Source organism: Flavobacterium sp. PLA-DH12, assembly GCF_059511845.1.
Genome location: NZ_JCAMPD010000017.1, coordinates 1 through 22435, shown reverse-complemented (window position 1 = coordinate 22435; position 22435 = coordinate 1). Strand labels below are relative to the sequence as shown.

General features: G+C 32.0%; 23 protein-coding genes. 11 read left to right on the top strand and 12 right to left on the bottom strand.

The genetic code is table 11. The features are described from left to right. Positions 1 to 138: 138 nt before the first annotated feature. Positions 139 to 999, bottom strand: coding sequence for a polysaccharide deacetylase family protein (locus tag AC5ZCW_RS22225; RefSeq protein ID WP_496121823.1), 861 nt, complete (start codon positions 997 to 999; stop codon positions 139 to 141). Between the two features lie 219 nt (positions 1000 to 1218). Here AC5ZCW_RS22225 and tgt point away from each other — a divergent pair, with 219 nt between their 5' ends. The 10 genes from tgt (at position 1219) to AC5ZCW_RS22175 (ending at position 11495) form a co-directional block, all read left to right on the top strand. Beyond that, positions 1219 to 2349 (top strand): tRNA guanosine(34) transglycosylase Tgt, encoded by a 1131-nt coding sequence (gene tgt, locus AC5ZCW_RS22220; protein WP_026727521.1) that lies wholly within the window; start codon positions 1219 to 1221, stop codon positions 2347 to 2349. A gap of 96 nt (positions 2350 to 2445) precedes the next feature. Further along, entirely contained in the window at positions 2446 to 3534 is a 1089-nt protein-coding gene (locus AC5ZCW_RS22215; RefSeq protein ID WP_496121822.1) for an LptF/LptG family permease, read from the top strand. After that, positions 3521 to 4411, top strand: coding sequence for a DMT family transporter (locus AC5ZCW_RS22210; RefSeq protein ID WP_496121821.1), 891 nt, complete (start codon positions 3521 to 3523; stop codon positions 4409 to 4411). The genes AC5ZCW_RS22215 and AC5ZCW_RS22210 overlap by 14 nt, the downstream gene beginning before the upstream one ends. A gap of 112 nt (positions 4412 to 4523) precedes the next feature. Further along, the gene (locus tag AC5ZCW_RS22205) at positions 4524 to 5477 is read left to right on the top strand and encodes an acetyl-CoA carboxylase carboxyltransferase subunit alpha (RefSeq protein WP_281633694.1); all 954 of its coding nucleotides are present in this window, start codon (positions 4524 to 4526) and stop codon (positions 5475 to 5477) included. Between the two features lie 140 nt (positions 5478 to 5617). Beyond that, positions 5618 to 7165, top strand: coding sequence for a replicative DNA helicase (gene dnaB / locus AC5ZCW_RS22200; RefSeq protein WP_496121820.1), 1548 nt, complete (start codon positions 5618 to 5620; stop codon positions 7163 to 7165). A gap of 138 nt (positions 7166 to 7303) precedes the next feature. Then, positions 7304 to 7654 carry a hypothetical protein gene (locus AC5ZCW_RS22195; RefSeq protein ID WP_496121819.1) on the top strand — a complete coding sequence of 117 codons (351 nt, stop codon included), beginning with the start codon at positions 7304 to 7306 and terminating at the stop codon, positions 7652 to 7654. 17 nt (positions 7655 to 7671) lie between these two features. Beyond that, positions 7672 to 8307 carry a hypothetical protein gene (locus AC5ZCW_RS22190; RefSeq protein WP_343545336.1) on the top strand — a complete coding sequence of 212 codons (636 nt, stop codon included), beginning with the start codon at positions 7672 to 7674 and terminating at the stop codon, positions 8305 to 8307. Positions 8308 to 8317: 10 nt separating this feature from the next. Further along, a complete protein-coding gene (locus AC5ZCW_RS22185) occupies positions 8318 to 9109 on the top strand; it encodes a sensor histidine kinase (protein WP_343545335.1) in 792 nt (263 codons plus the stop codon). Between the two features lie 115 nt (positions 9110 to 9224). Then, entirely contained in the window at positions 9225 to 9890 is a 666-nt protein-coding gene (locus AC5ZCW_RS22180) for a response regulator (protein ID WP_343545334.1), read from the top strand. A gap of 345 nt (positions 9891 to 10235) precedes the next feature. Next, positions 10236 to 11495 carry an asparagine synthetase B gene (locus tag AC5ZCW_RS22175; protein ID WP_281633688.1) on the top strand — a complete coding sequence of 420 codons (1260 nt, stop codon included), beginning with the start codon at positions 10236 to 10238 and terminating at the stop codon, positions 11493 to 11495. A gap of 1 nt (position 11496) precedes the next feature. On the opposite strand, the gene AC5ZCW_RS22170 is transcribed toward AC5ZCW_RS22175, so the two are convergent. From AC5ZCW_RS22170 to thrS, 11 genes are all read right to left on the bottom strand, one after another. Then, positions 11497 to 12300 carry an endonuclease/exonuclease/phosphatase family protein gene (locus tag AC5ZCW_RS22170; protein ID WP_496121818.1) on the bottom strand — a complete coding sequence of 268 codons (804 nt, stop codon included), beginning with the start codon at positions 12298 to 12300 and terminating at the stop codon, positions 11497 to 11499. 64 nt (positions 12301 to 12364) lie between these two features. After that, positions 12365 to 12532: a hypothetical protein gene (locus AC5ZCW_RS22165; RefSeq protein WP_160782925.1), complete on the bottom strand. Its 168-nt coding sequence runs from the start codon at positions 12530 to 12532 to the stop codon at positions 12365 to 12367. Between the two features lie 144 nt (positions 12533 to 12676). Next, a complete protein-coding gene (locus AC5ZCW_RS22160; protein ID WP_343545332.1) occupies positions 12677 to 13345 on the bottom strand; it encodes a response regulator in 669 nt (222 codons plus the stop codon). An 8-nt stretch (positions 13346 to 13353) separates the two neighbouring features. Then, entirely contained in the window at positions 13354 to 15141 is a 1788-nt protein-coding gene (locus tag AC5ZCW_RS22155) for an ATP-binding protein (protein ID WP_343545331.1), read from the bottom strand. Beyond that, positions 15141 to 16862 (bottom strand): tetratricopeptide repeat-containing sensor histidine kinase, encoded by a 1722-nt coding sequence (locus AC5ZCW_RS22150; protein WP_496121815.1) that lies wholly within the window; start codon positions 16860 to 16862, stop codon positions 15141 to 15143. Before AC5ZCW_RS22150 ends, AC5ZCW_RS22155 begins: the two co-directional genes overlap by 1 nt. A gap of 168 nt (positions 16863 to 17030) precedes the next feature. Next, complete coding sequence (locus AC5ZCW_RS22145) at positions 17031 to 17465, bottom strand: carboxymuconolactone decarboxylase family protein (protein ID WP_281633683.1); 435 nt, start codon at positions 17463 to 17465, stop codon at positions 17031 to 17033. A gap of 78 nt (positions 17466 to 17543) precedes the next feature. Next, positions 17544 to 18116 carry a Crp/Fnr family transcriptional regulator gene (locus AC5ZCW_RS22140; RefSeq protein WP_496121814.1) on the bottom strand — a complete coding sequence of 191 codons (573 nt, stop codon included), beginning with the start codon at positions 18114 to 18116 and terminating at the stop codon, positions 17544 to 17546. Positions 18117 to 18257: 141 nt separating this feature from the next. Beyond that, entirely contained in the window at positions 18258 to 18602 is a 345-nt protein-coding gene (gene rplT / locus AC5ZCW_RS22135) for a 50S ribosomal protein L20 (RefSeq protein ID WP_008464948.1), read from the bottom strand. 174 nt (positions 18603 to 18776) lie between these two features. Beyond that, entirely contained in the window at positions 18777 to 18974 is a 198-nt protein-coding gene (gene rpmI / locus AC5ZCW_RS22130; RefSeq protein WP_007810722.1) for a 50S ribosomal protein L35, read from the bottom strand. A gap of 116 nt (positions 18975 to 19090) precedes the next feature. Further along, positions 19091 to 19645 carry a translation initiation factor IF-3 gene (gene infC, locus AC5ZCW_RS22125; RefSeq protein WP_111286002.1) on the bottom strand — a complete coding sequence of 185 codons (555 nt, stop codon included), beginning with the start codon at positions 19643 to 19645 and terminating at the stop codon, positions 19091 to 19093. Between the two features lie 16 nt (positions 19646 to 19661). After that, positions 19662 to 21608, bottom strand: coding sequence for a threonine--tRNA ligase (gene thrS, locus AC5ZCW_RS22120; RefSeq protein ID WP_343545328.1), 1947 nt, complete (start codon positions 21606 to 21608; stop codon positions 19662 to 19664). A gap of 628 nt (positions 21609 to 22236) precedes the next feature. Here thrS and AC5ZCW_RS22115 point away from each other — a divergent pair. After that, a partial coding sequence (locus tag AC5ZCW_RS22115) for a hypothetical protein (RefSeq protein ID WP_496121812.1) occupies positions 22237 to 22435 on the top strand: 199 nt, incomplete at its 3' end.

Below are 22435 nucleotides of genomic sequence, written 5' to 3'. Positions count from 1 at the left end.
CCAATCTTTAATATTGTTAAACAGATACTTTATCTATTATAAAGTTATGAAAACTATAGCTTTAATAATTATATTTTTAAAATCAGTATGTTATAATATTTGCATAAAATAAATTATCTCATTTTCTAATTTGATAAATTATCTAATAGAAGCAATCTCTCGCCAAGTGACTAATTGGATATTATTCTCTATTAGTTTTGCTTTACATTTTTCACTTGTGAAAAAATCGAAATCTATTTGACGCCATTCTGAACCAAAATTTGGATGATTTATGGTAATACCTTGCATTTCAAAATCATCAAACGCAGGATGAAGCAGGAAAACATTTAATCCAGAAATGGCACTGTCTAACGCTTTTTCATAAGATTTTTGAAGTTCTCCTTTTTCAAAATCATTATAATATCCGATTAAAAGTTTATCGGCCAAAAGTGTATCATCAAAATTATATTTTTCGTTAGATAAAGAGATAGATTCTACAAAGTCCTTATTGATGAAAACAGGTAAATTGTATGTTTTTCCTAACCCTTTATAGATTTCTAAAATTTCGGGAGTAACGCCAACACTGCACATATGTGAGTCGAGATGTGTCGGCAGAATGCCAAATTGCAGAGCTTTTTCGATTTGAGCGGTAAGTTCCTTTTTAATTTCAGATGGTTTTGCGTTGTTTTTGAAGTCTTGTCTGGTTTTATAAAAATAACCATTTTGGTCTACTATACTCGAAACTTCGGAAAGGGGAAGAATCGGACCAAATTTATAATTCTCCCATTCGCAAGTTAGGGTTAAATGAATTCCGCAGTCATAATTCGGATTGTTTTTAGCAAAAGTTGCCATTTCAAAAAACCACGGACAAGGAACCATTATACTGTACGAATTAACAGATCCGTTTTGAAGTGTTTTTATAGTTGCCTGATTTTCGGAATGTGATAATCCCGCATCGTCAGCGTGAATGATTAACAATTTGCTATTTTCAGGATATCCGAGTTTTTGCGCTAAGTTCATTTGTTTTTTTATTGTGAATATGCTGTGTGAAGGCTTTAACTTCATGCAATCTGACAGCACTACATTTCATTTTTAATAGATTTTATTCAAATTTAAAAATTTTTGAAGTTTAGGTTTTATGATGTTTTTGAATTAACTCAATTTTATAATTCACAAATTTTCTAATTAATTAAATTTCCCTGAAATTAGCTTATCTTTGCCGACTGAAAAAAGAAACAAATGAAGTTCGATTTATTACAAAAAGATCCGCAGTCTAAAGCAAGAGCGGGAAGTATAACTACTGATCACGGCGTAATTGAAACGCCTATTTTTATGCCAGTTGGAACTGTTGCATCTGTAAAAGGTGTGCATCAGCGTGAGCTTAAAGAAGAAATAAATCCGGATATTATTCTTGGAAATACATATCATTTATATTTACGTCCACAGACCGAAATTTTAGAAAAAGCGGGAGGATTGCATAAATTCATGAACTGGGATCGTAATATTTTGACCGATTCTGGAGGATATCAAGTATATTCTCTTTCTTCAAATAGAAAAATTAAAGAAGAAGGAGTGAAGTTTAAATCGCATATTGACGGTTCTTACCACTTTTTCACGCCAGAAAATGTAATGGAAATTCAGCGTACAATAGGTGCTGATATTATTATGGCATTTGATGAGTGTACGCCTTATCCTTGCGATTACCGTTATGCACAGCGTTCGATGCATATGACACACCGTTGGTTGGATAGATGTATCAACCATTTAGAAAAAGTGCCTTATAAATATGGTTACGAACAAACGTTTTTCCCAATCGTTCAAGGAAGTACTTATAAAGATTTGCGTCGCCAGTCGGCTGAGTATATTGCCAATGCAGGTCAGCAAGGAAATGCAATTGGTGGACTTTCTGTAGGTGAACCAGCAGAAGAAATGTACGCTATGACTGAGGTGGTTTGCGAAATTCTTCCTGAAGATAAACCTCGTTATTTAATGGGAGTTGGAACTCCAATTAATATTTTGGAAAATATTGCGTTAGGAATTGATATGTTTGACTGTGTTATGCCAACGCGTAATGCAAGAAACGGTATGTTGTTTACTGCAAACGGAACTATCAATATCAAGAACAAAAAGTGGGAAGCCGATTTTTCTCCAATCGATGAAATGGGACACACTTTTGTTGATACAGAGTATTCAAAAGCATATTTACGTCACTTGTTTGCGGCCAACGAATATTTAGGAAAGCAAATTGCTACCATTCATAATCTTGGTTTCTATATGTGGTTGGTTCGTGAAGCTAGAAAACATATCTTAGCAGGCGATTTTAGACCATGGAAAGAAATGATGGTTAAAAATATGAGTCAAAGACTTTAAAAGAGTTTCAAGTTTTTTTAGTTTCAAATTTCAAGTTACTCAGCGTAACTTGAAATTTGAAACTTGGAACCTGAAACAAAACAAACAAGTTTCTATATGCTGACAATAATAGATAAATACATTTTAAAAAGATACCTCGGAACTTTTTCTGTGATGCTTCTTTTATTTGCGCCAATCGGAATCGTAATTGACGTTTCTGAAAAGGTAAATAAAATGCTTGAAAACAAGATTCCGTTTGGCGATATTGCTTTCTATTATTACAACTTTACAATCTACTTTATTAATTCGCTGTTTCCGATATTTTTGTTTTTATCGGTAATTTGGTTTACGTCAAAATTGGCCAATAATACTGAAATTATTGCTGTTTTAAGTTCTGGGATTTCGTTTACGCGTTTTTTACGTCCTTATATTATTGGTGCAACAATTGTTTCGATTTTTGTATTGCTTATGGGATTTTTTATTGTTCCTGCGGCAAGTGAGGGTTATAATAATTTTAGATATACCTATTTAAAAGGGAACGGAAAAGCTGAAATGCGTGGCGAAAACACAAATGTTTTTAGACAAATTAATGATCATGATTTTATTTTTGTAAACAGTTTTAATGAAGAATCAAAAACAGCTTTTAATTTTTCTTTAGAGCATTTTGAAAAAGAAAAATTGACTTATAAAATTACAGCAAGCCGTATTAAATGGGATCCTAAAAAGAAGATTTACATTTTATACGATTATACAAAAAGAACAGTAGGAGAATTAAACGACGTACTTGAAAAAGCTCCTGAAAAAAGTGTTGCCTTCAAATTTGAATTGGCAGATTTAACGCCAGTAGTTTATATTGCCGAAACGCTGACTCTTGGTAAATTAATTGATTTTATAGAAAAAGAAAGAAAAAGAGGTTCAGGAAATATCAATACCTATTTGGTTGTTCTTTATAAAAAATATAGCATACCAGTTTCAGCATTTATTTTAACGATTATTGCGGTTTCAGTTTCTTCTATGAAACGCCGTGGCGGAATGGGAATGAACCTTGCAATCGGAATTGCAATTGCGTTTTCATTCGTATTCTTTGATAAAATCTTTGGTACACTTGCCGAAAAATCTACATTTTCACCTTTATTAGCTGTTTGGTTTCCGAATATTGTTTTCGGAATTTTAGCAGTTTACCTATTACGTAATGCGAAACGATAATTTAAAAAGTTATTTAAATCTTCACTTAATTGTTTTTATCTGGGGTTTTACAGCCATTTTGGGCGCTTTAATTACAATTGATGCTGACAATTTGGTTTGGTACAGAATGCTGATTGCTATGATTTTTCTTGGCGGATTTATTGCATTTAAAAAACAGTCTTTTCAAGTCCCAATAAAAGAATTTTTCAAATTGATTTTTGTTGGACTACTGATTGCGCTTCATTGGATTTTCTTTTTTAAAGCTATTCACGTTTCCAACGTTTCAATTACACTTTCCATATTTTCTTTGGGAGCCTTTTTTGCATCATTATTAGAGCCATTATTTTACGGAAGAAAAGTGCTTTGGTACGAAGTTCTTTTTGGACTTATAATTATAGCCGGTTTAGGGTTGATACTTCAAGTTGAAATTAAATATCTTACAGGTGTTTATTATGCCTTGGCAGCCATTATTTTAGGCGTTTTGTTTACGCTGATGAATGGGAAATTAATTTCAGATCACGAACCTTCAGTTATAACATTTTATGAATTTGGAGCTGGAGTTTTCTTTATCACGATTTATTTTTTATTTCAAGGAAAATTTACGGCAGATTTCTTCCAAATGTCTTTAAATAATTGGGTTTTATTATTGATTTTAGCTTCAATTTGTACAGCTTATGCGTTTACCGCTTCAGTAAAAGTAATGCAGCGATTGACTCCTTATACCGTAATGCTAACCACCAATTTAGAGCCGGTTTATGGAATAGTTTTGGCTTATTTTATCTTAGGCGGAAAAGAAAAAATGAGTGTCGAATTTTATGTTGGAGCTGTCATTATTATCATAACAGTTATTCTAAATGGTGTTTTCAAACATTATCAGAATAAGAAAGAAAACTTGTAATAGTTTCCTTATTATTAAAATGCATTTTTATACTTTAAACAACAATTAACTTCGCCAATGATATAATATTTTTATATTTGCGGTTCGATTTACAAACAAAATTCAAAAATCCATGGAATATTTAGATTTTGAGCTTCCAATTAAAGAACTTGAAGAACAGTTAGAAAAGTGTGTTATTATTGGAAAAGAATCTGACGTTGACGTAACGCCAACGTGCAAGGAAATCAACAAGAAATTAGTAGAGACTAAAAAAGAAATATATAAAAACCTTACGGCTTGGCAGAGAGTACAACTGTCAAGACACCCAAATAGACCTTATACTTTAGACTACATTAGAGCAATCTGTGGAGATACTTTCTTAGAACTTCATGGAGACAGAGGTTTTAAAGATGATAAAGCAATGGTTGGCGGACTTGGTAAAATAAACGGGCAGTCATTTATGATTATCGGTCAGCAAAAAGGTTTTAATACAAAAACACGTCAATACCGTAATTTTGGTATGGCTAATCCAGAAGGATACCGTAAAGCTTTGCGTTTGATGAAAATGGCTGAGAAATTCGGAATCCCAGTTTTAACTTTAGTGGACACTCCAGGTGCATATCCAGGACTTGAAGCAGAGGAAAGAGGGCAAGGAGAAGCTATTGCTAGAAATATCTTCGAAATGGTTCGTTTACAAGTGCCAATCATTACAGTTATTATTGGTGAAGGTGCTTCTGGTGGAGCTTTAGGAATTGGTGTTGGAGATCGTGTTTATATGTTAGAGAATACTTGGTATTCTGTAATTTCTCCAGAATCGTGCTCTTCTATTTTATGGAAAAGCTGGGAGTACAAAGAGCGTGCAGCAGAAGCTTTAAAACTAACTTCTTCTGACATGAAAAAACAAAAATTAGTTGATGACGTAATTCCAGAACCATTAGGAGGAGCGCACTACGACCGTGAAACAACTTTCAAAACGGTTGCAGAATACATCACTAAAGGATATAATGAATTGAAAGACTTATCAACAGCTGACTTAATTGCCCAAAGAATGGACAAATACAGTAATATGGGCGAGTATAAAGAGTAAATTCATAAAAAGAGACTTAAAATCCGAAGCCTTACAGTTTCGGATTTTTTTTTGGTTATGAACAAATCAAGATTATTTATAAACAATTATTAGTTATAACTAGATAGCAGAATTTTTTTAAATTTTGCTACTTTCGCTATATGGAAAATTTCAAAAACTTAAACCCTGTTAAGGTCGACAAAACCACGATTATCAACTTAGAAAAAGGAAAGTTGCCGCCACAAGCTCTTGATTTGGAGGAGGCTGTGCTGGGTGCAATGATGATTGATAAAAAAGGGGTAGATGATGTAATTGATATTTTGCAGGCAGAAGCTTTTTACAAAGACGCGCACAAACATATTTTTGAAGCGATTTTACAGCTTTTTACCGAAACGCAGCCAATTGATATCTTAACAGTTTCGACTCAGTTAAAGAAAAACGGTAAGCTAGATTTGGCAGGTGGAGATTTTTATTTAATTCAGCTTACGCAGAAAATTGCTTCTTCGGCACATATCGAATTTCACTCGCGTATTATTCTTCAAAAATTTATTCAAAGAAGTTTGATTAGAATTTCTTCAGAAATTATTGAAGCATCATATGATGAAAGTGCAGATGTTTTTGATTTATTGGATAAAGCGGAATCTAAATTATACGAAGTTACACAAGGAAATATCAAGCGTAGTTCTGAAACTGCGCAAAGTTTAGTTTTACAAGCTAAAAAGAAAATTGAAGAGATTTCTAAAAAAGAGGGATTAAGTGGTGTAGAAACTGGTTTTCATAACCTGGATAAATTAACTTCTGGATGGCAGCCGAGTGATTTGATTATTATTGCGGCTAGACCAGCGATGGGAAAGACGGCATTTGTACTTTCTATGGCTAGAAATATTGCTATTCAATATGGGCATGGAGTAGCTTTATTCTCTCTGGAGATGGCATCTGTTCAGTTAATTACCAGACTTATTTCTTCTGAGACAGGATTGTCATCAGAAAAATTGCGTACAGGAAAACTAGAGGCCCATGAATGGACAATGTTGAGTACTAAAGTTAAAGATTTAGAAAAAGCACCTTTATTTATTGATGATACGCCTTCACTTTCGATTTTCGATTTAAGGGCAAAATGCCGTCGTTTAGCGTCGCAACATGGTATTAAAATTATCATTATTGATTATTTGCAGTTGATGACCGCAGGAGGAAATGCTAAAGGAGGAGGAAACCGTGAGCAGGAAATTTCTACCATTTCTCGAAACTTAAAAGCTTTGGCAAAAGAACTTAACGTTCCGGTTATTGCACTTTCTCAGTTGTCGCGTGCTGTAGAGACACGTGGTTCTAGTAAACGTCCTTTGCTATCGGATCTTCGTGAATCTGGAGCGATTGAGCAGGATGCTGATATTGTTTCGTTTTTATATCGACCAGAATATTACAAAATTGAGGAATGGGATGATGAAGAAGCTTCGCCAACTGCTGGCCAGGCTGAAATTATGATTGCAAAACACCGTAATGGTGGTATTGAAAATATTCGATTGAAGTTCTTAGGACACTTAGGAAAGTTTGATAACCTTGATGAATTTTCGGGTAGCTATGATGATTTGCCTTCAAAAATGAATCACGATGATAATCCGTTTATTACTAATAATCTGCCTTCAGCCAACGAAGCCTTCGGAAGTAACTTAAATGACGACGACGACGACGACAGTGATGTTCCGTTTTAATAAAAATAAAAAGCCTTAATTTTTAAGGCTTTTTTTATGTTTTTAGGTTAATTTTCTAATAAAAATCAGTAGTTTAGCTAAACCAATTATAAACTATTAATTTTTTTTTAAATTATTAACCAATAACAAATTTAAATTATGAATGAAGAAACTTTTCCAGGACCTATCCAGATACCTGTAGCAACTGCAAACGAGTGGGAGCAGAGATATCAAGACGATCAATCAGTCGAAGATTCTAAGAAAAAAGTAAAAGCTTTCTTAGTACCTGCAGAAAGCTTAGAAAAAGTGCTAGCGCTTAAAACAGAAGCTGTTTGGGCTTATTTAGGAATAAATGATCAAAAAGAAAAGACATTACTTTTCGTAGGGGCCAATTATGATCCGGTAACTAAAAAATGGATTAATGTTTACGGTGTAGGAGAAAGTGTAGATGGTGAACTAGGCGGTGGAGATGTCGTGTATGATGGCGCACGCCCAAGCCCACCATATTAATTAAAAATTTTTTTAGAATGGATGATTTTTTAATATATTCAAGTTATTTGATTTTATTGATTAATCTTATATTATATACATTTAGCTTTTTCCAAAAGGAAAAAGCTAATGTTTTTTTTGTTTCGTATTTGGCTTTTTCTACAGTGCTTCAGTTTTCAATGGAACTGGTGTATCATTTAGGTATGAATAATTTATTTCTTGTTAATATTTTTTTTATAGGACAAATGATTATACTAGGACTTTTTTACAATTCGCTATTTTATAATAAAGCTCAAAAAATATTCGTTAAGGCCTCATTAATAATTGCTTTATTGATTTTATTAATACAATTTGTGTCAGATTCTAGTCAGTTTTTAAAATTTAATTTATTCGGAATCACATTAACTTCCTTGCTGATTGTTGTTTTTGCATTAGTGCATTTTTATAATATGCTGACAGAGAGCAAAAAATACTATTACATAAGTATGGGGATAGTATTTTACCTATTAGCTAGTACAGTATTATTTTTGATTGGTAATCTTTCTACAGGATTAAGTCCTGATTTAAAATATCTTAGCTGGCAATTAAATGCTTTTCTGCTTATTATTTATTATCTGGTTTTCTTGTTTGAATGGATAAAGAGCTTTTATAAAGTAAGTTTTTTAAAAGAATAATCTAAATAATATGAATGCAAGTCATATTTCTGAGAAAGAGCTCGTAGCCATAATATTATATATCTCTTTGTTTTTTATAATTGTTGCAGTAGCATTAATTATATTCTTTTATTTTTCTAGAAAAAAAATCATTCAAAAGGAACTAGAAAAGATAGATTTAATACTTCGATACCAAAAAGAACAATTGCACGCTATTATTGTAACTCAAGAAGAAGAACGCAAAAGAATTGCACAAGATCTTCATGATGATATTAGTTCAAAATTAAACATTGTTTCTTTAAATAGTCATTTACTTACGGCTCCAAACCTCACAGAAGCAGAAACTGCAGAAATTACAGGAAATATAATTGCTCTGACAACGAAGGCATTAGATAATTCTAGAAAAATTGCTCATAATTTGCTGCCTCCAGTTTTTGAAAAGTTTGGACTAAGCGCGGGTATTGAAGAGTTATGCGGAGAATTTGAAAGCAGTAAATCTGTCAAAACCCATTATGAAAATAAAATTGATTTTGATGAGAAAGACATTGACAGGCATTTACATGTTTTTAGAATTCTACAGGAACTTATGAATAATTCCATCCGTCATGGAAAAGCATCCGAGATATGGATTTCTTTTGCTAAAATAGATGGAATAAATACTTGTGACTATAAAGATAATGGTGTTGGGTTTGATAGCTCGAATGATGAAAATCAAAAAGGCTTAGGAATGAAAAATATTGATAGCCGAATATCATTTTTGCAAGGAACAATAGAAATTAGCTCTGAAATTAATAACGGTATTGTTGTAAATTTTACTTTCTAGGTAAAATTATGTGTTTTATTAAGGTTTTTAGTCGATAAAATGGAGTATTTAGACTTTATCTAAATCATATTTTGTAATTTCGACAAACCAAATTAAACGACCAAAACCAAATAAGATGAATTCTGCTATTAAAATTGCTCTAGTTGATGATGAAATTTTGTTTCGAAAAGGAATTTCTTTTTTATTGCAGAGAGAAGAAAATATAGATATTCTCTTTGAAGCCGAAAACGGAGATGAACTTATTTCACAATTGAATGAAAGAGAAATAAAACCTGATATAATAGTGATGGACTTAAAGATGCCAGTCTTAAACGGAGTCGAGGCCACTAGAATTATAAGAAAAACGTTTCCCGACATTAAGATTATTGCATTAACCAGTTACGATACCAAATCGTTTATTGCAAATATGATTCAAGTTGGAGCAGTAGCTTACTTAATTAAAAATACTACTCCAAAAGATTTAATTCATACAATCAACGAAGTAGCAAAAAAAGGATTCTACTACAACGAGAATGTTTTAAAGACAATCCAAGAGACAATAGTTTCTCCTAAAAATACAAGAGGCGGTTTAGAAACTAATTTTCTTTCGCCACGTGAAATAGAAATCCTCCAATTGATTTGTCAGCAGAAAACTACTGCAGAAATTGCAGAACATCTTTTTTTAAGCCCAAGAACTATTGAGGGACATAGGAATAATCTATTGCTTAAAACAGAATCACGAAATATTGCTGGTTTGGTTGTTTATGCCATTCAAAACGAATTGGCAGTCTTAACAATTTAAAAAATTATGCTGTCAAAAATTGTATTGACAATACATAGTATAATATAATTGTTATTACAAGAACACATAATCCTATTTTCTGAATTACATTCAGACCCTTTTGTTGGTTATTACTATCATTAAACTTCATAGTGGTTGTTTTTACAGCGATTAGTTTTATGAACCTGGGATAGCAAATGTATAGAGAATATTTTATTAGAGTATAGGTGTTTTTACCTGTTTTTATAATTGCAGAAAGTCGTTTTTTTCAAGATTATTTATTTTAACATTCTATTGTGCTAGAAATGACTGTTAGCATTCTGTTTTTGTGACAGCCTTTTATATCTTTACTAAAATAATTTTCTGATGAATAAGGGTTTACTCTACTTTTTTATACTATTAGTTACATTTAGTTCAAGAGCTTCGTTTATCTTACTTCCGATGGACGAAACAACACAGCAAAATCATTTAAAAGCATACGGAATTACTTATTGGTGCTTAAGTAGGGATTATAAAGCGAGTTGGCTTTTAAATTATCGTGGAGGGTCTTTTTTACTTCCTGATGCTGATGAGATTAGAAAAGAATGCAAAATACGGGGAGTAAGTTTTGAAGTAATCTCTGATAGTGAACAAGCTTCTATTTTAAATGAAATATCGAGTCCTTCTCAAAATATGGAATCGGTGATTTTAGAAAAGGCACCAAAAATTGCAGTTTATACTCCAAAAGGAAAACAGCCTTGGGATGATGCGGTGACTTTGGTTTTAACTTATGCAGAGATTCCTTTTACCCCAATTTACGATGAAGAAGTTTTAAGTGATCAATTATTAATGTATGATTGGTTGCACCTGCATCATGAAGATTTTACTGGACAATATGGGAAATTTTATGCTGCCTATAAAAATACACCTTGGTATATTGACCAAAAAAAAGATGCTGAAGCCTTAGCAGCAAAATTAGGATATGCAAAAGTGTCTCAGGAAAAAGGAGCAGTTGCAAAAAAAATTAGAGATTTTGTAATTGGAGGAGGCTTTATGTTTGCCATGTGTTCTGCTACAGATAGTTTTGATATTGCTCTTGCGGCCGATGGGGTAGATATTTGTGAAGCTATGTTTGACGGAGACGCAAGCGAAGCTAATTATCAGTCAAAATTAAACTATAACAATTCTTTTGCCTTCAAAAATTTTACTTTGGAGCGAAGACCTGAGGTTTATGAATTTTCGGATATTGATATGACCACAAAAAGGAGAATATTGATGGAGAAAGATTATTTTACTTTAATGGAATTTTCTGCAAAATGGGATCCGATTCCGAGTATGTTGTGTCAAAACCATACACAGTTGGTAAAAGGTTTCATGGGGCAGACAACTTCATTTGATACTTCATTAATAAAATCGAATATCTTGATTATGGGAACCTGTGAATTAAATGGTGAATCAAGATATATTCATGGAGAAAAAGGCAAGGGAATGTTTACTTTTTTTGGCGGACATGATCCAGAAGATTTTCAGCACCAGGTTGGAGATCCTCCAACAGTTTTAGATTTACACCCTAATTCGCCAGGATATAGGTTGATTTTAAATAATGTTTTATTTCCTGCTGCTAGAAAAAAGAAGCTTAAAACTTAAATTAATTTAAAGAAAATTCAAACCAGATTGGAATGTGATCGGATACTTTTCTTGCATTCTGTAGTGAATCAAAATCTTCGTAAAATTTAATAATTCCAGAATTGCTGACTTTTAAGTTAGTGGTTTTGTAGAATATATTATCAAATTCAGATGCGAGACAGATACCATTTTTGCATTTATGTTTAAGGGTTGTCTTCTGATTTTTTAATACAGAAGCGTATCCCATTTTTTTTAACGGATTAAAAACGGTGTGCTTTTCAGGACAGTTAAAATCGCCTAAGAAAACAAGATTTAAATCGGGATATTGGTTTGGTAAGAATTTGAAATATTTGATTTCTGTTTCGGGTTGCTTTTTTTGTGTTATTGCATGAAAATTGACAAGGGTTATGTTTTTTTTATTAATTACAAACGTAGCAAAATAGGGTTCCCGATCAATTTCTACACTAAATTTTTTCTCTAGCCAAGGTCTGTTTTTTAATTTGGCTTTACGAGTTTTCCAAATAAATGCGTAACGTTCTGTTTTATAACTACTGCTAGAGGTTGGATCACTTATTGTGTAATCCCAATTATTTCCTTTTTGATTAAGTAATGATGCAAGTTTTGCAACACTTTGAGCGCCTCCATTTCCGGCTACTACTTCTTGAATTGCAACAATATCATAATTGGATATTGTTTTGGCAATATGATTTAAATGGATGTAAGATTTGGATTTGCCAAAGTTCTCTATATTCCAAGATAAAACCTTGGTTTGCGAAAAAGATAAAAATGTAAGGAATAATAAGAGGAGGCTGAGATTTCTTTTCATACGAAATGTAATGGAAAATGTAAATCTTCTCTTCCAGCAATAATCAAGCCTTTCTTAAAATGAATTAATGTTTTTTATAACGGTTTTTTAAAGCAGTTCCTATAATTATAATTTGCAATACTAATAATGCTGGAATAAATATTATTTTCCAATCAATTTCTAGCCAGCCTGTTTTTTCAGAAACAAAGGCAAAACTAATTGATAAAAATAGGCAAAGTAACATTGTTTTCATGATAATTTTATTTTGTGTAGTATTAATTTTGGAGAATATAATACTCGCTTTACTTTTCGGTTTCATGGTAGGTTAATAGATTGTCACAAATTTAGCAGTATTAAAAATGTAATCCTTACGGAAACCCGTAAAGTGCTTTGAAAATTACACCAAGCCGAAATCTTTTGCGATTGCAATCAAATGCACATTGTTATTGGCTTTAAAGTAAATTTTTAGTTTATTTATTCTTTTTTCGATACTGCTTGTTCCGTTGGGAGTTATTGATAAATCTTTAAACTCTTTAGAAATGCTTTCTAAAATGTATCCTTGTGATAAAAGTTTTAAGATTGAAATATCATAAGATTCAATTTCGATTAAGGACTTATCGTTGAAACTAAAAGACAAATCAGAAGAAAGTATTTTTTCTTCATTGTTAAATGTACTTTCAATTGCATTTCTTAGTTCTGAAATACTATTTCGTCCTTTAGAAACATAAGCATTGATGCCTAATTCGTTAAAAAGTGTTTTAATTCTATAACTTTTATCTTCTATAGAAAAAACAATTTTTTTTAGGTTTGGTTGCACTGTATTTATAGCCTCAATAAGTTCGTCTCCACTATTTAAGCTTACTTTTCTGTGATCAGATTTAAATGATAAATCTGTAATCAATAAATCATAAGGTTCTTTATCAGCCAATGCTTTTTTTATTTTAAGCAAGCCTTCGTCACAGTACTTCACATGATTAATTACTGGAACCTGTAACTCTTCAAGTACTTGAATTACTGCAATGCTGATACTATCTAGATCTTCGGCAACTAAAACTTTTTTAAACATATATTGGGTTATATTGGGAATTTGAAATTAATTTTAAAACCTCTTTGCAAGCTTGTGTCAAAATTAAGAGTTCCTTTTATTGTTTTAATACGGTTTTCCACATTTTGTAGTCTTTTTTCTAAAATATTATTTTCTGATGTGATTTCACTGCTGTTGTCGGTGTAATAAATTATTAGGTTTTTATCTATTTCTTTAGCAACAATGCTTACTAAACTTGAAGTGTTAGATTTTTTCATATTGAATAGTAATTCTTGCAAAATTCTGTAGAGTATTATTTTTTTATTTTTGTCAATTTTATTCCAAGAAATGGAGTCTAAGCCGTTAAGGATAATGTTTACATCTTGAGTTTTATATTCTGAAATCATTTCCTTCAAGACAGACAAGTATCGATCGTCAATAGGAACTTTGCTGTTTTCTCGCGATATATTTCGAGTTTTTGAGTAGATATTATTTAAACTATTCAACAGTTTTTCTTTATCTTCCTTGTTTTCTACATTGTTATTCTGAACAAATAATAATACTTCATATATATTAGAGTTAAGCTCATTATGGAGTTTCTGAGATATTCTCATTTCACTTTTAAGTATGATGTCGTTTTTTTCTCGTTTGCCTTTGGTAGTAATATAAAATATTAAAAAAAGGATAATAAATAGGCTTAAAGAAATTACGACATAAGAAATATAACTTCTATTTTTTTGTCTTTGCAATTGTAATTCTTTTTCTGCTTTTTGATTTTTGAGTTCAAAGTTTTCGTCTTTATCTTTCTTTGAGTCGTATATTAAGTCAGCAAATTGATTTTTTGCCATTTTTCTGCTTAAATAGAGACTATCATTTTTTCTGGTATAAATTTTCCAAAGTTTTTTTGAATTTTCAGCCTTATCCACTTCAATTAGATCGGCTAATCTGTCGATCTCATTTCCTGCTGATTTTGCTCGTTTTGCAGCATAATATGATTTCTCTGCATAATATTTTTTTAGTTTTGGATTATCGTATTTTGAGTAATATTTATAATAACCAAAATAGTTAGCAATTAGTTCAAAATCATTGTTATATGGGATGGTTAATTCTAAACTTTCGTCAAGGCACTTTAAAGCTTGCTCTTTATGATTTCCTAGGCCAATGTAGGAAAGAGCTAGATTATACAATATTGCCGAACGTACAATGTTTGTGTTTGAAGGTGTAATGTGATCTGCAATTTTACACTTAGATATTGGCTCTAATATATCTTTAGCTTCTTGATATTTTTCTTGTTGAACATAAACAAATGCAATTTCAGATAATATTCGCGCTTTTCTAAATGTGGATATTGCGGTTTTTAAAGCTTTTCTATGATAGTATAGTGCCTTTTCGGTATTATAAGTATAAAAATAGTTGTAAGCCATAAACGTATAAGCATTGATGGCGTACTTTTTATTAGATGTTTTTTCTAAATAAGGAAATGCTTTTATAAGTGTTGTTTCTGCTTCGTAAAAATTGCCATATCGTTGCAAGATTTCGACTATGTAGTTTAATGAACCAACATATGCATCTGCATAATCTTCTTTTGGCTCACATAGTAATTGCGTTTTATTAAAGTAGAAATAAGCGCTGTCAAATTTTCCAGCATTAAAAAAAGCATGAGCTTTTTCTGATGTTTTTTTTATTTTAATTGTGAGGTCGGCTTTTACGTGCTTTTTTTGTTGTTTTTCTGTTCCAGAAAACTGTACGAAAAAAAGAGTTGCTATAATCAAACAAACGATTAGCAAGCAGAAAAGAAGATTTTTTTTGTGAAAAAAGCGGATCAAGTTCTTAATCATTATGCAGGAAATTTAATTAAAACCTTAAAACCTTTTCCAAAATCTGAATGAATTTCAACCTTGCCTTTTATAGCTAGAATTCTATTCTCAATATTATGCAAGCCATTTTTGTGAACCATTTTGTTTGAATCAATTCCTTTGCCGTTGTCTGTATAATTGATTATAATAGTATTGTCTCTTTTCTTAAAAGTTATGGCAACCAAAGTGGCGTTACTATGTTTTTTCATATTTACCAACAATTCTTGAATAGTTCTGTAAACAGATACTTTTTTAATTTCATCCAATTGATTCCATGAAATTTCATCTAATCCATTTATTAAGAGGTTCATCTTAGACGTATTAAACCCGGAAATCATCTCTTTAAGTGAAATTGTAAAATTTTGACTGCTCAAAATCGAATTATTTTCCATCGATACATCTCTTGTTCTAGAATAGATATCATCTAGCTTTTTCAATAAATGACTTCTGTTTTCTTCAATAGATAGATTCCTGTTCTCTACAAAGGCAAGCGTATGGTAAATATCATTAGCTAATTCGTCATGTAGTTTTTTTGAAATTCGAGTTTCGCTTCGATAAGTGGCTTCAATTTTTTGACGAGTAGTTCGTGCAGTCAGATAATAATAAACAAAAACAATTAAGCATGACGCTAATATCATTACGATATATGAGATAATATTTTTGCTTTCTTGTTTTTCTAATTGCAGTTCATTTTTGATTTTTTGGGCTCTTAATTTTAAGTTTTCATCTTTTTCCCTTTTAGAATCATATTTCATTTTTGCAAATTGATTTTTTGCCTTTTGTCTGAATGCATAAATACTATGATTCTCTTTTATATAGAGAAGTGCCTTTTCTTTTGTCTCTGAAGCAGAATTGGTGTTTTCTATAATAAATTTTAAAGCAAGCAAACGATTATTAGTATTTCCAGACAAGGTGTAGTTTTTGTAGCTTAATTTAGCATACATCATCGATAAAGTTTTATTGTTGTAATAATATTGGGCAAGATTATAATACGTTTTGCCTAATCCATCTTCATTTTTTGATTGAGTGCTAATTTGTAAACTCTTTTTATAAAAGCTTAAAGCTTTCGAATCGTTGAGTTTGAAATAACAGTAACCTATATAGTCTAGTATTTTGGAATAATAAATTGGATTTTGCTGTACAATTTTTTCTTTGCTAATGGAGAGAAAAGTTTGAAGCGCGTTATTATACTTGTGCTGTTTTATATAAATTGTGGCTATGTTATTTTTTGCTTCGAGTACGTTGATCCTGTCGGTTTTTAATTTAAAGGCTTTAGAGTAATAGTAAATAGCATTTGGGTAATTATAAGTATAATAATAGTTTCTTCCTAAAACACTATAGATATTCCATATGTAATTTGGATCTTTAATTTTATTTAAATAAGGAATTACCTCTGTAGCAGTCTTTGTACTTCCAATAAAATCTTCATGTGCTTGTTGGATTTCGGCCATATAGTACATGCAGTAAACGTAGTTTTGGGCATCTTCGTTTGGATTGCATTTTGTTCTCGCTTTACTGTAAAAGTAAAATGCACTATCTAACTCTTTATTCTTATAAAATGAATCAGCAGCATTTATTATCTTTCCTATTTCGACCTTGTTATTTGTAATTTTCTCTGTTAAATATTTTTTCTTCTGACAGGCAAAAAAGATTGTAAAAATTAAAATTATATATAGAAAAAATTGTGCTTTTTTTGTAACCATGCGCCAAAAATAAAAAAATCTAGATTTTACAAAAGAGTATAAATACGGTATTTTGTAAAAACTTAAATTTTCTGATTTCCGTATTCTCATTTACAGATATATACAAACAAGCCCTCTAGTTAGAGGGCTTGTCTTTAGATATTTGTTGTAAAATTTATCTTTATAAAATTATTGGGCACGCATTCCTGTTGCAATTCCTATTCTATTCCACGCATTAATTGTGATAATAGCTAAAATGATTTCGGCAAGGTATTTTTCGTCAAATAATTTGGCTGCATTTTGATAAACTTCTTCAGAAACGTGATTGCTTATTAAAGTAATTTCTTCGGTCAAAGCCAATATTGCTTTTTCTTCTTCAGAATAAAAATCAGCCTCACGCCACGCGCTTAATAAATAAATGCGTTCTTCTGTAACACCTAGTTTTCGAGCATCGGCAGTGTGCATGTTGATACAATAAGCGCATCCATTTATTTGAGACGCCCTAATTTTGATTAGTTCTTTGTGCACTGGAGACAATGATGTTGACGCGATATATTTTTCTAAGCCTAACATGGCTTGGTAAGCTTCTGGAGCAACCTGTGGGATAACAATTCTTGATTTCATTTTATATGTTTTAAAAGTTCATTACAAAGGTCAGTAATCAATACTTGTAAAAACTTGAACTACTTCAAGAAATTCAAATCAAATTTTTCCGGCTCTTATTTTACTCATAAATTCCGCAGAAAAATCTAAGTAGGAGGCAAGCATGTATTGAGGAACGCGTTGTACAAAATCTGGAAAATTGTCATTAAAATGATGATATCTTTCTTCAGCAGACATCGTGAACAGGAATTTAATTCGCATTTGTGTTGCGCCGAAACTTTTTTGAGTAACGATTCTAAAGTATCTTTCAAGATTTGGAATTTCAATTAGTAATAACTCCAAAACGTTTTTATCAATAGCTATAACCTCTGACGTCTCTATTGCTTGCAAATAAAAGCTTGATGGGATATGATTATGGTAACTCAAATAATCAGTAATCCACCAGTTTTCAATTCCAAATTGAAGTGTTTGCTCAGTACCTTTAGAATTGATTATATATTGACGCATACAGCCTTTTACAATAAAATACATTGTATTACAGATTTGTCCTTCTTGAAGTACATGTTCTTTTTTCTTAATCTGCGAAAGACTAAGACAAGATTCTAATAAATCAATCTCAGAATGTGCGAGATCAATAAACTTTTGAATATGAAGGATAAGTGCGTTTTGCATTTTTTTTAGCTACTTTAAAGTAAAAGTAATTCATTATTCGGGACTTAACCAAAACTTGTTGTAAAAACAAAAAACCATTCGAGTTAACGAATGGTTTCTTTTATAATAAGTAAGTAATCTTAAATTGAGTTTATAAAACGTTTATTTTACTTTATTAAGAATAGCTTTGAAAGCTTCTGGGTGGTTCATCGCTAAATCTGCAAGAACTTTACGGTTCAATTCGATTCCGTTAGCTTTAACTTTCCCCATGAATTGAGAATAAGACATTCCTTCTAATCTAGCTCCAGCGTTGATACGTTGAATCCATAATGAACGGAAATTTCTTTTGTTTTGTTTTCTATCGCGGTAAGCGTAGCTCATCGCTTTCTCTACTGCATTCTTAGCAACTGTCCAAACGTTTTTACGTCTTCCAAAGAAACCTTTGGCTTGCTTCATTATTTTTTTTCTTCTTGCTCTTTTAGCAACTGAATTTACCGATCTTGGCATAATTTTAATGTGTTTTTGTAGCAGGCGTCCTGAATTGAATCAAAGGAACTTAAAGCCATACTCCAAGGTTATATAAATAATTTTTTAACCTAAAGAAAATCTTTAGTCAAATATCGGAAGTCAAATGTCTAAAGAAATTACTTTTGACTTTAAGACTTTCCAACTTTAGACTTATTAGATAATTCTTAATTGTTGTTTGATGCTTTTCATATCTGTTGAGTGAACTAGCGCTGAGTGTGTCAAAGCTAATTTACGTTTTTTAGATTTTTTAGTCAAGATGTGACTTTTAAAAGCATGCTTTCTTTTAATTTTTCCAGAGCCAGTAACTTTAAAACGTTTCTTAGCGCTAGATTTTGTTTTCATTTTAGGCATTTTTCCTAGTGTTTTAATTTATTCTTACTTACTTATATCTTTAGTCTGAAAGTTTAAAAGTCAAAAGTCAAAAGTCAGTTTATGACTTTCGACTTTAAGACTTGTGACTTTAAGACTTATTTCTTTTTCTTCGGAGCAATGAACATAATCATTCTCTTTCCTTCCAAAACAGGCATAGCTTCAACTTTACCATGTTCTTCTAAATCTTGAGCAAGACGTAATAATAGAATCTGACCTTGATCTTTGTAGATGATAGAACGTCCTTTAAAGAATACAAAAGCTTTTAATTTGGCTCCTTCTTTCAAGAATTTCTCAGCGTTCTTTCTTTTAAACTCGTAATCATGCTCATCAGTTTGAGGACCAAATCGAATTTCTTTTACAACAACCTGAGAAGATTTAGCTTTTAATGCTTTATCTCTTTTCTTTTGTTCGTAAACAAATTTCTTGTAGTCCATAATTTTACAAACTGGTGGTTCAGCGTTTGGCGAAATTTCAACCAAATCCAGCTCAAGCTGATCAGCTAAACGTAACGCGTCTGCTATTTTAAAAACCCCAGGTTCAATGTTTTCACCTACAAGACGTACTTCAGGAACACGAATAAGATTGTTTATTCTGTGCGCATCTTTTTTTTCTACTCGAGGTTGAAAACCTCTGTTACTTTTTATTGCTATGACTTTCTAATTTAAGTTAAACTGTAAATACTTTTAATGTCTTTTTTATTTCTTCGTCTACAATCGAAGCAAATTCTTCAATCGAAACTGTGATATTGCCTTTTCCCTCTTGTCCGTGACGACGAATAGAAATTGTACCGTTTTTCTCTTCTTCCTCACCAACGATAAGCATAAATGGAATTTTCTGCATTTCTGCATCTCTAATTTTCTTGCCGATAGTTTCGTTTCGGTTGTCAATTAGGGCGCGAATTTCGTGATTTTCTAGCAAATCTAAAACTTTTTTAGCATAATTTTCGTATTTCTCGCTCAAAGACAAGATAATAGCCTGCTCAGGCATTAGCCAAAGTGGGAAATTTCCTGCTGTATGCTCTAGTAAAATTGCTATAAAACGTTCCATAGATCCAAAAGGAGCTCTGTGAATCATAACAGGGCGATGTAATTCATTATCAGTACCTTTGTAAGTCAATTCAAAACGCTCTGGTAAGTTGTAATCTACCTGAATTGTTCCTAATTGCCATTGTCTTCCCAAAGCATCTTTTACCATGAAATCTAGTTTTGGACCATAAAATGCAGCTTCACCATATTCTACAACAGTATTAAGACCTTTGTCTTTTGCTGCATTGATGATAGCATTTTCGGCTTTCTCCCAGTTTTCATCTGTACCAATGTATTTTTCTCTGTCTTCCTGATCTCGTAATGAGATTTGAGCTGTAAAGTTTTCAAAACCTAATGAACCAAATACATATAATACAAGGTCAATAACTTTTTTGAACTCTTCATCCAATTGTTCTGGAGTACAGAAAATATGTGCGTCATCTTGAGTAAACCCTCTAACACGTGTTAAACCATGTAATTCACCAGATTGCTCGTATCTATAAACAGTTCCAAATTCAGCATAACGCTTTGGTAAATCCTTATATGACCAAGGTCTAACATTGTAAATCTCACAGTGGTGAGGGCAGTTCATTGGTTTTAATAAAAATTCTTCACCTTCTGCTGGCGTATGAATTGGTTGGAAGCTATCAGCTCCATATTTAGCATAGTGACCAGAAGTTACATAAAGTTCCTTTTGACCAATGTGCGGACTCACAACTTGCTCGTATCCAGCTTTCTTCTGAGCTTTTTTCAAGAATTGCTCTAAACGATCTCTTAAGGCAGCTCCCTTTGGCAACCATAAAGGTAAGCCTTGGCCAACTTTCTGTGAGAAAGCGAACAGTTCAAGTTCTTTTCCTAATTTACGGTGATCTCGGCGTTTTGCTTCCTCAAGAAGTTCAAGATACTCAGTTAAATCTTTTTGTTTAGGGAAAGAAGTTCCATAAACGCGAGTTAACTGTTTGTTTTTCTCATCACCTCTCCAATAAGCACCGGCAACACTCATGATTTTTACGGCTTTGATAATTCCAGTGTTTGGAATATGTCCACCACGACATAAATCAGTAAAAGTAGCATGGTCGCAAAATGTAATAGTTCCATCTTCAAGATTAGAAATCAATTCAGTCTTGTAAACATTATCTTTATACATTTCCAATGCTTCCGCTTTAGTTACTGGGCGCATTTTAAAATCAAACTTTCCTCTTGCAATTTCAAGAATGCGGTCTTCAATTTTTTTGAAATCAGCTTCAGAAATTTTCTGATCTTCAAAATCTACATCATAATAGAAACCATTAGCAATTGCGGGTCCAAGAGTTAATTTAATTCCAGGGTACAATTCTTCAAGAGCTTGAGCCATTACGTGCGAAGTCGAATGCCAGAAAGCTTTTTTACCTTCAGCATCATTCCAAGTATATAATATAAGATTACCGTCGGTCGTCAATGGAGTCTCGGTTTCAATAGTTGTACCATTAAAAGATGCCGAAATCACGTTTCTAGCAAAACCTTCGCTAATGTTTTTAGCGACCTCCATTGGAGTTACGCCTTGAGCGAACTCTCTAATTGACCCATCGGGTAAAGTAATCTTGATCATTGTTTATAATTTTGTGAATGCAAATATACATGATTACAAAAATACATACAATATATATATGTATAAGATTGCTTTATTATGTAAAAACCTAAGCATACTATAATATAAGGATGTATTTCATTCCTTCAATCCGAAAGGTTTTCAAAACCTGTCGGGTTTATTTTTATACATATATATAAGGAAGAAATTATTTTAACTGTATTAAGTATAAACATTCCAATTGTCAGGCTGAGGGAAGTTGAAGTCCTTTTGTGGTGCAGATGGAATTTAATATTTCATTATTGTAATTATAAGGAGCTAATCCCGCTATCCGCTGCAATCTTTTGCTTTTTAAAGAAAAAAGCAAAAGGATTTCCGCTACTATCGGGGCTAGGGCAGCTGTTTTTAGCAGAAATCCCGAGGAAGAAGAGGTGATTCGGGGAAATAGAGAGTCTGAAATAGGGAAAACTTTGTGTCTTAGCGACTCTGCGAGATTAAAAAGAGCATTAAAAGAGGTCTTAAATCTTGTTTTCTTTTCAAAAAAGAGGTTCAAAGACTGAAAATTCGATAAAACGGAGAGAAGAGAATAGGCGAAAACCGTCGAAATAACACATAAAAGAGGAAAAGTCTTATATAGAATCAAAAAAGTTTGAATTGTAAAGAGACGGTTATCAGTGAGTTAAGGGAAAGGGTAAAAAAAGATCAAAAAAAACCGGTAAAAAAGCTTGGAAAAGCGGAAAAAGGTTCTACTTTTGCACCCGCAACAGCGAAAGGCGCTCTTCGAAATACCGGCAGGAAGGAAGGATCTGAAGAAAAGAAATTTTCGAAAAAAAAAGATTCGGAAAAGC

Excerpts from the sequence above, each read along its gene's own strand:
- AC5ZCW_RS22180 (WP_343545334.1), top strand. The coding sequence starts at position 9,225 with ATGAATTCTGCTATTAAAATTGCTCTAGTTGATGATGAAATTTTGTTT.
- rpmI (WP_007810722.1), bottom strand. The coding sequence starts at position 18,974 with ATGCCTAAAATGAAAACAAAATCTAGCGCTAAGAAACGTTTTAAAGTT.
- dnaB (WP_496121820.1), top strand. The coding sequence starts at position 5,618 with ATGGAAAATTTCAAAAACTTAAACCCTGTTAAGGTCGACAAAACCACG.
- AC5ZCW_RS22160 (WP_343545332.1), bottom strand. The coding sequence starts at position 13,345 with ATGTTTAAAAAAGTTTTAGTTGCCGAAGATCTAGATAGTATCAGCATT.
- AC5ZCW_RS22210 (WP_496121821.1), top strand. The coding sequence starts at position 3,521 with ATGCGAAACGATAATTTAAAAAGTTATTTAAATCTTCACTTAATTGTT.
- AC5ZCW_RS22170 (WP_496121818.1), bottom strand. The coding sequence starts at position 12,300 with ATGAAAAGAAATCTCAGCCTCCTCTTATTATTCCTTACATTTTTATCT.
- thrS (WP_343545328.1), bottom strand. The coding sequence starts at position 21,608 with ATGATCAAGATTACTTTACCCGATGGGTCAATTAGAGAGTTCGCTCAA.
- rplT (WP_008464948.1), bottom strand. The coding sequence starts at position 18,602 with ATGCCAAGATCGGTAAATTCAGTTGCTAAAAGAGCAAGAAGAAAAAAA.
- AC5ZCW_RS22145 (WP_281633683.1), bottom strand. The coding sequence starts at position 17,465 with ATGAAATCAAGAATTGTTATCCCACAGGTTGCTCCAGAAGCTTACCAA.
- AC5ZCW_RS22205 (WP_281633694.1), top strand. The coding sequence starts at position 4,524 with ATGGAATATTTAGATTTTGAGCTTCCAATTAAAGAACTTGAAGAACAG.
- AC5ZCW_RS22225 (WP_496121823.1), bottom strand. The coding sequence starts at position 999 with ATGAACTTAGCGCAAAAACTCGGATATCCTGAAAATAGCAAATTGTTA.
- AC5ZCW_RS22150 (WP_496121815.1), bottom strand. The coding sequence starts at position 16,862 with ATGGTTACAAAAAAAGCACAATTTTTTCTATATATAATTTTAATTTTT.
- AC5ZCW_RS22190 (WP_343545336.1), top strand. The coding sequence starts at position 7,672 with ATGGATGATTTTTTAATATATTCAAGTTATTTGATTTTATTGATTAAT.
- AC5ZCW_RS22195 (WP_496121819.1), top strand. The coding sequence starts at position 7,304 with ATGAATGAAGAAACTTTTCCAGGACCTATCCAGATACCTGTAGCAACT.
- AC5ZCW_RS22185 (WP_343545335.1), top strand. The coding sequence starts at position 8,318 with ATGAATGCAAGTCATATTTCTGAGAAAGAGCTCGTAGCCATAATATTA.
- AC5ZCW_RS22175 (WP_281633688.1), top strand. The coding sequence starts at position 10,236 with ATGAATAAGGGTTTACTCTACTTTTTTATACTATTAGTTACATTTAGT.
- AC5ZCW_RS22140 (WP_496121814.1), bottom strand. The coding sequence starts at position 18,116 with ATGCAAAACGCACTTATCCTTCATATTCAAAAGTTTATTGATCTCGCA.
- AC5ZCW_RS22165 (WP_160782925.1), bottom strand. The coding sequence starts at position 12,532 with ATGAAAACAATGTTACTTTGCCTATTTTTATCAATTAGTTTTGCCTTT.
- AC5ZCW_RS22155 (WP_343545331.1), bottom strand. The coding sequence starts at position 15,141 with ATGATTAAGAACTTGATCCGCTTTTTTCACAAAAAAAATCTTCTTTTC.
- AC5ZCW_RS22215 (WP_496121822.1), top strand. The coding sequence starts at position 2,446 with ATGCTGACAATAATAGATAAATACATTTTAAAAAGATACCTCGGAACT.
- tgt (WP_026727521.1), top strand. The coding sequence starts at position 1,219 with ATGAAGTTCGATTTATTACAAAAAGATCCGCAGTCTAAAGCAAGAGCG.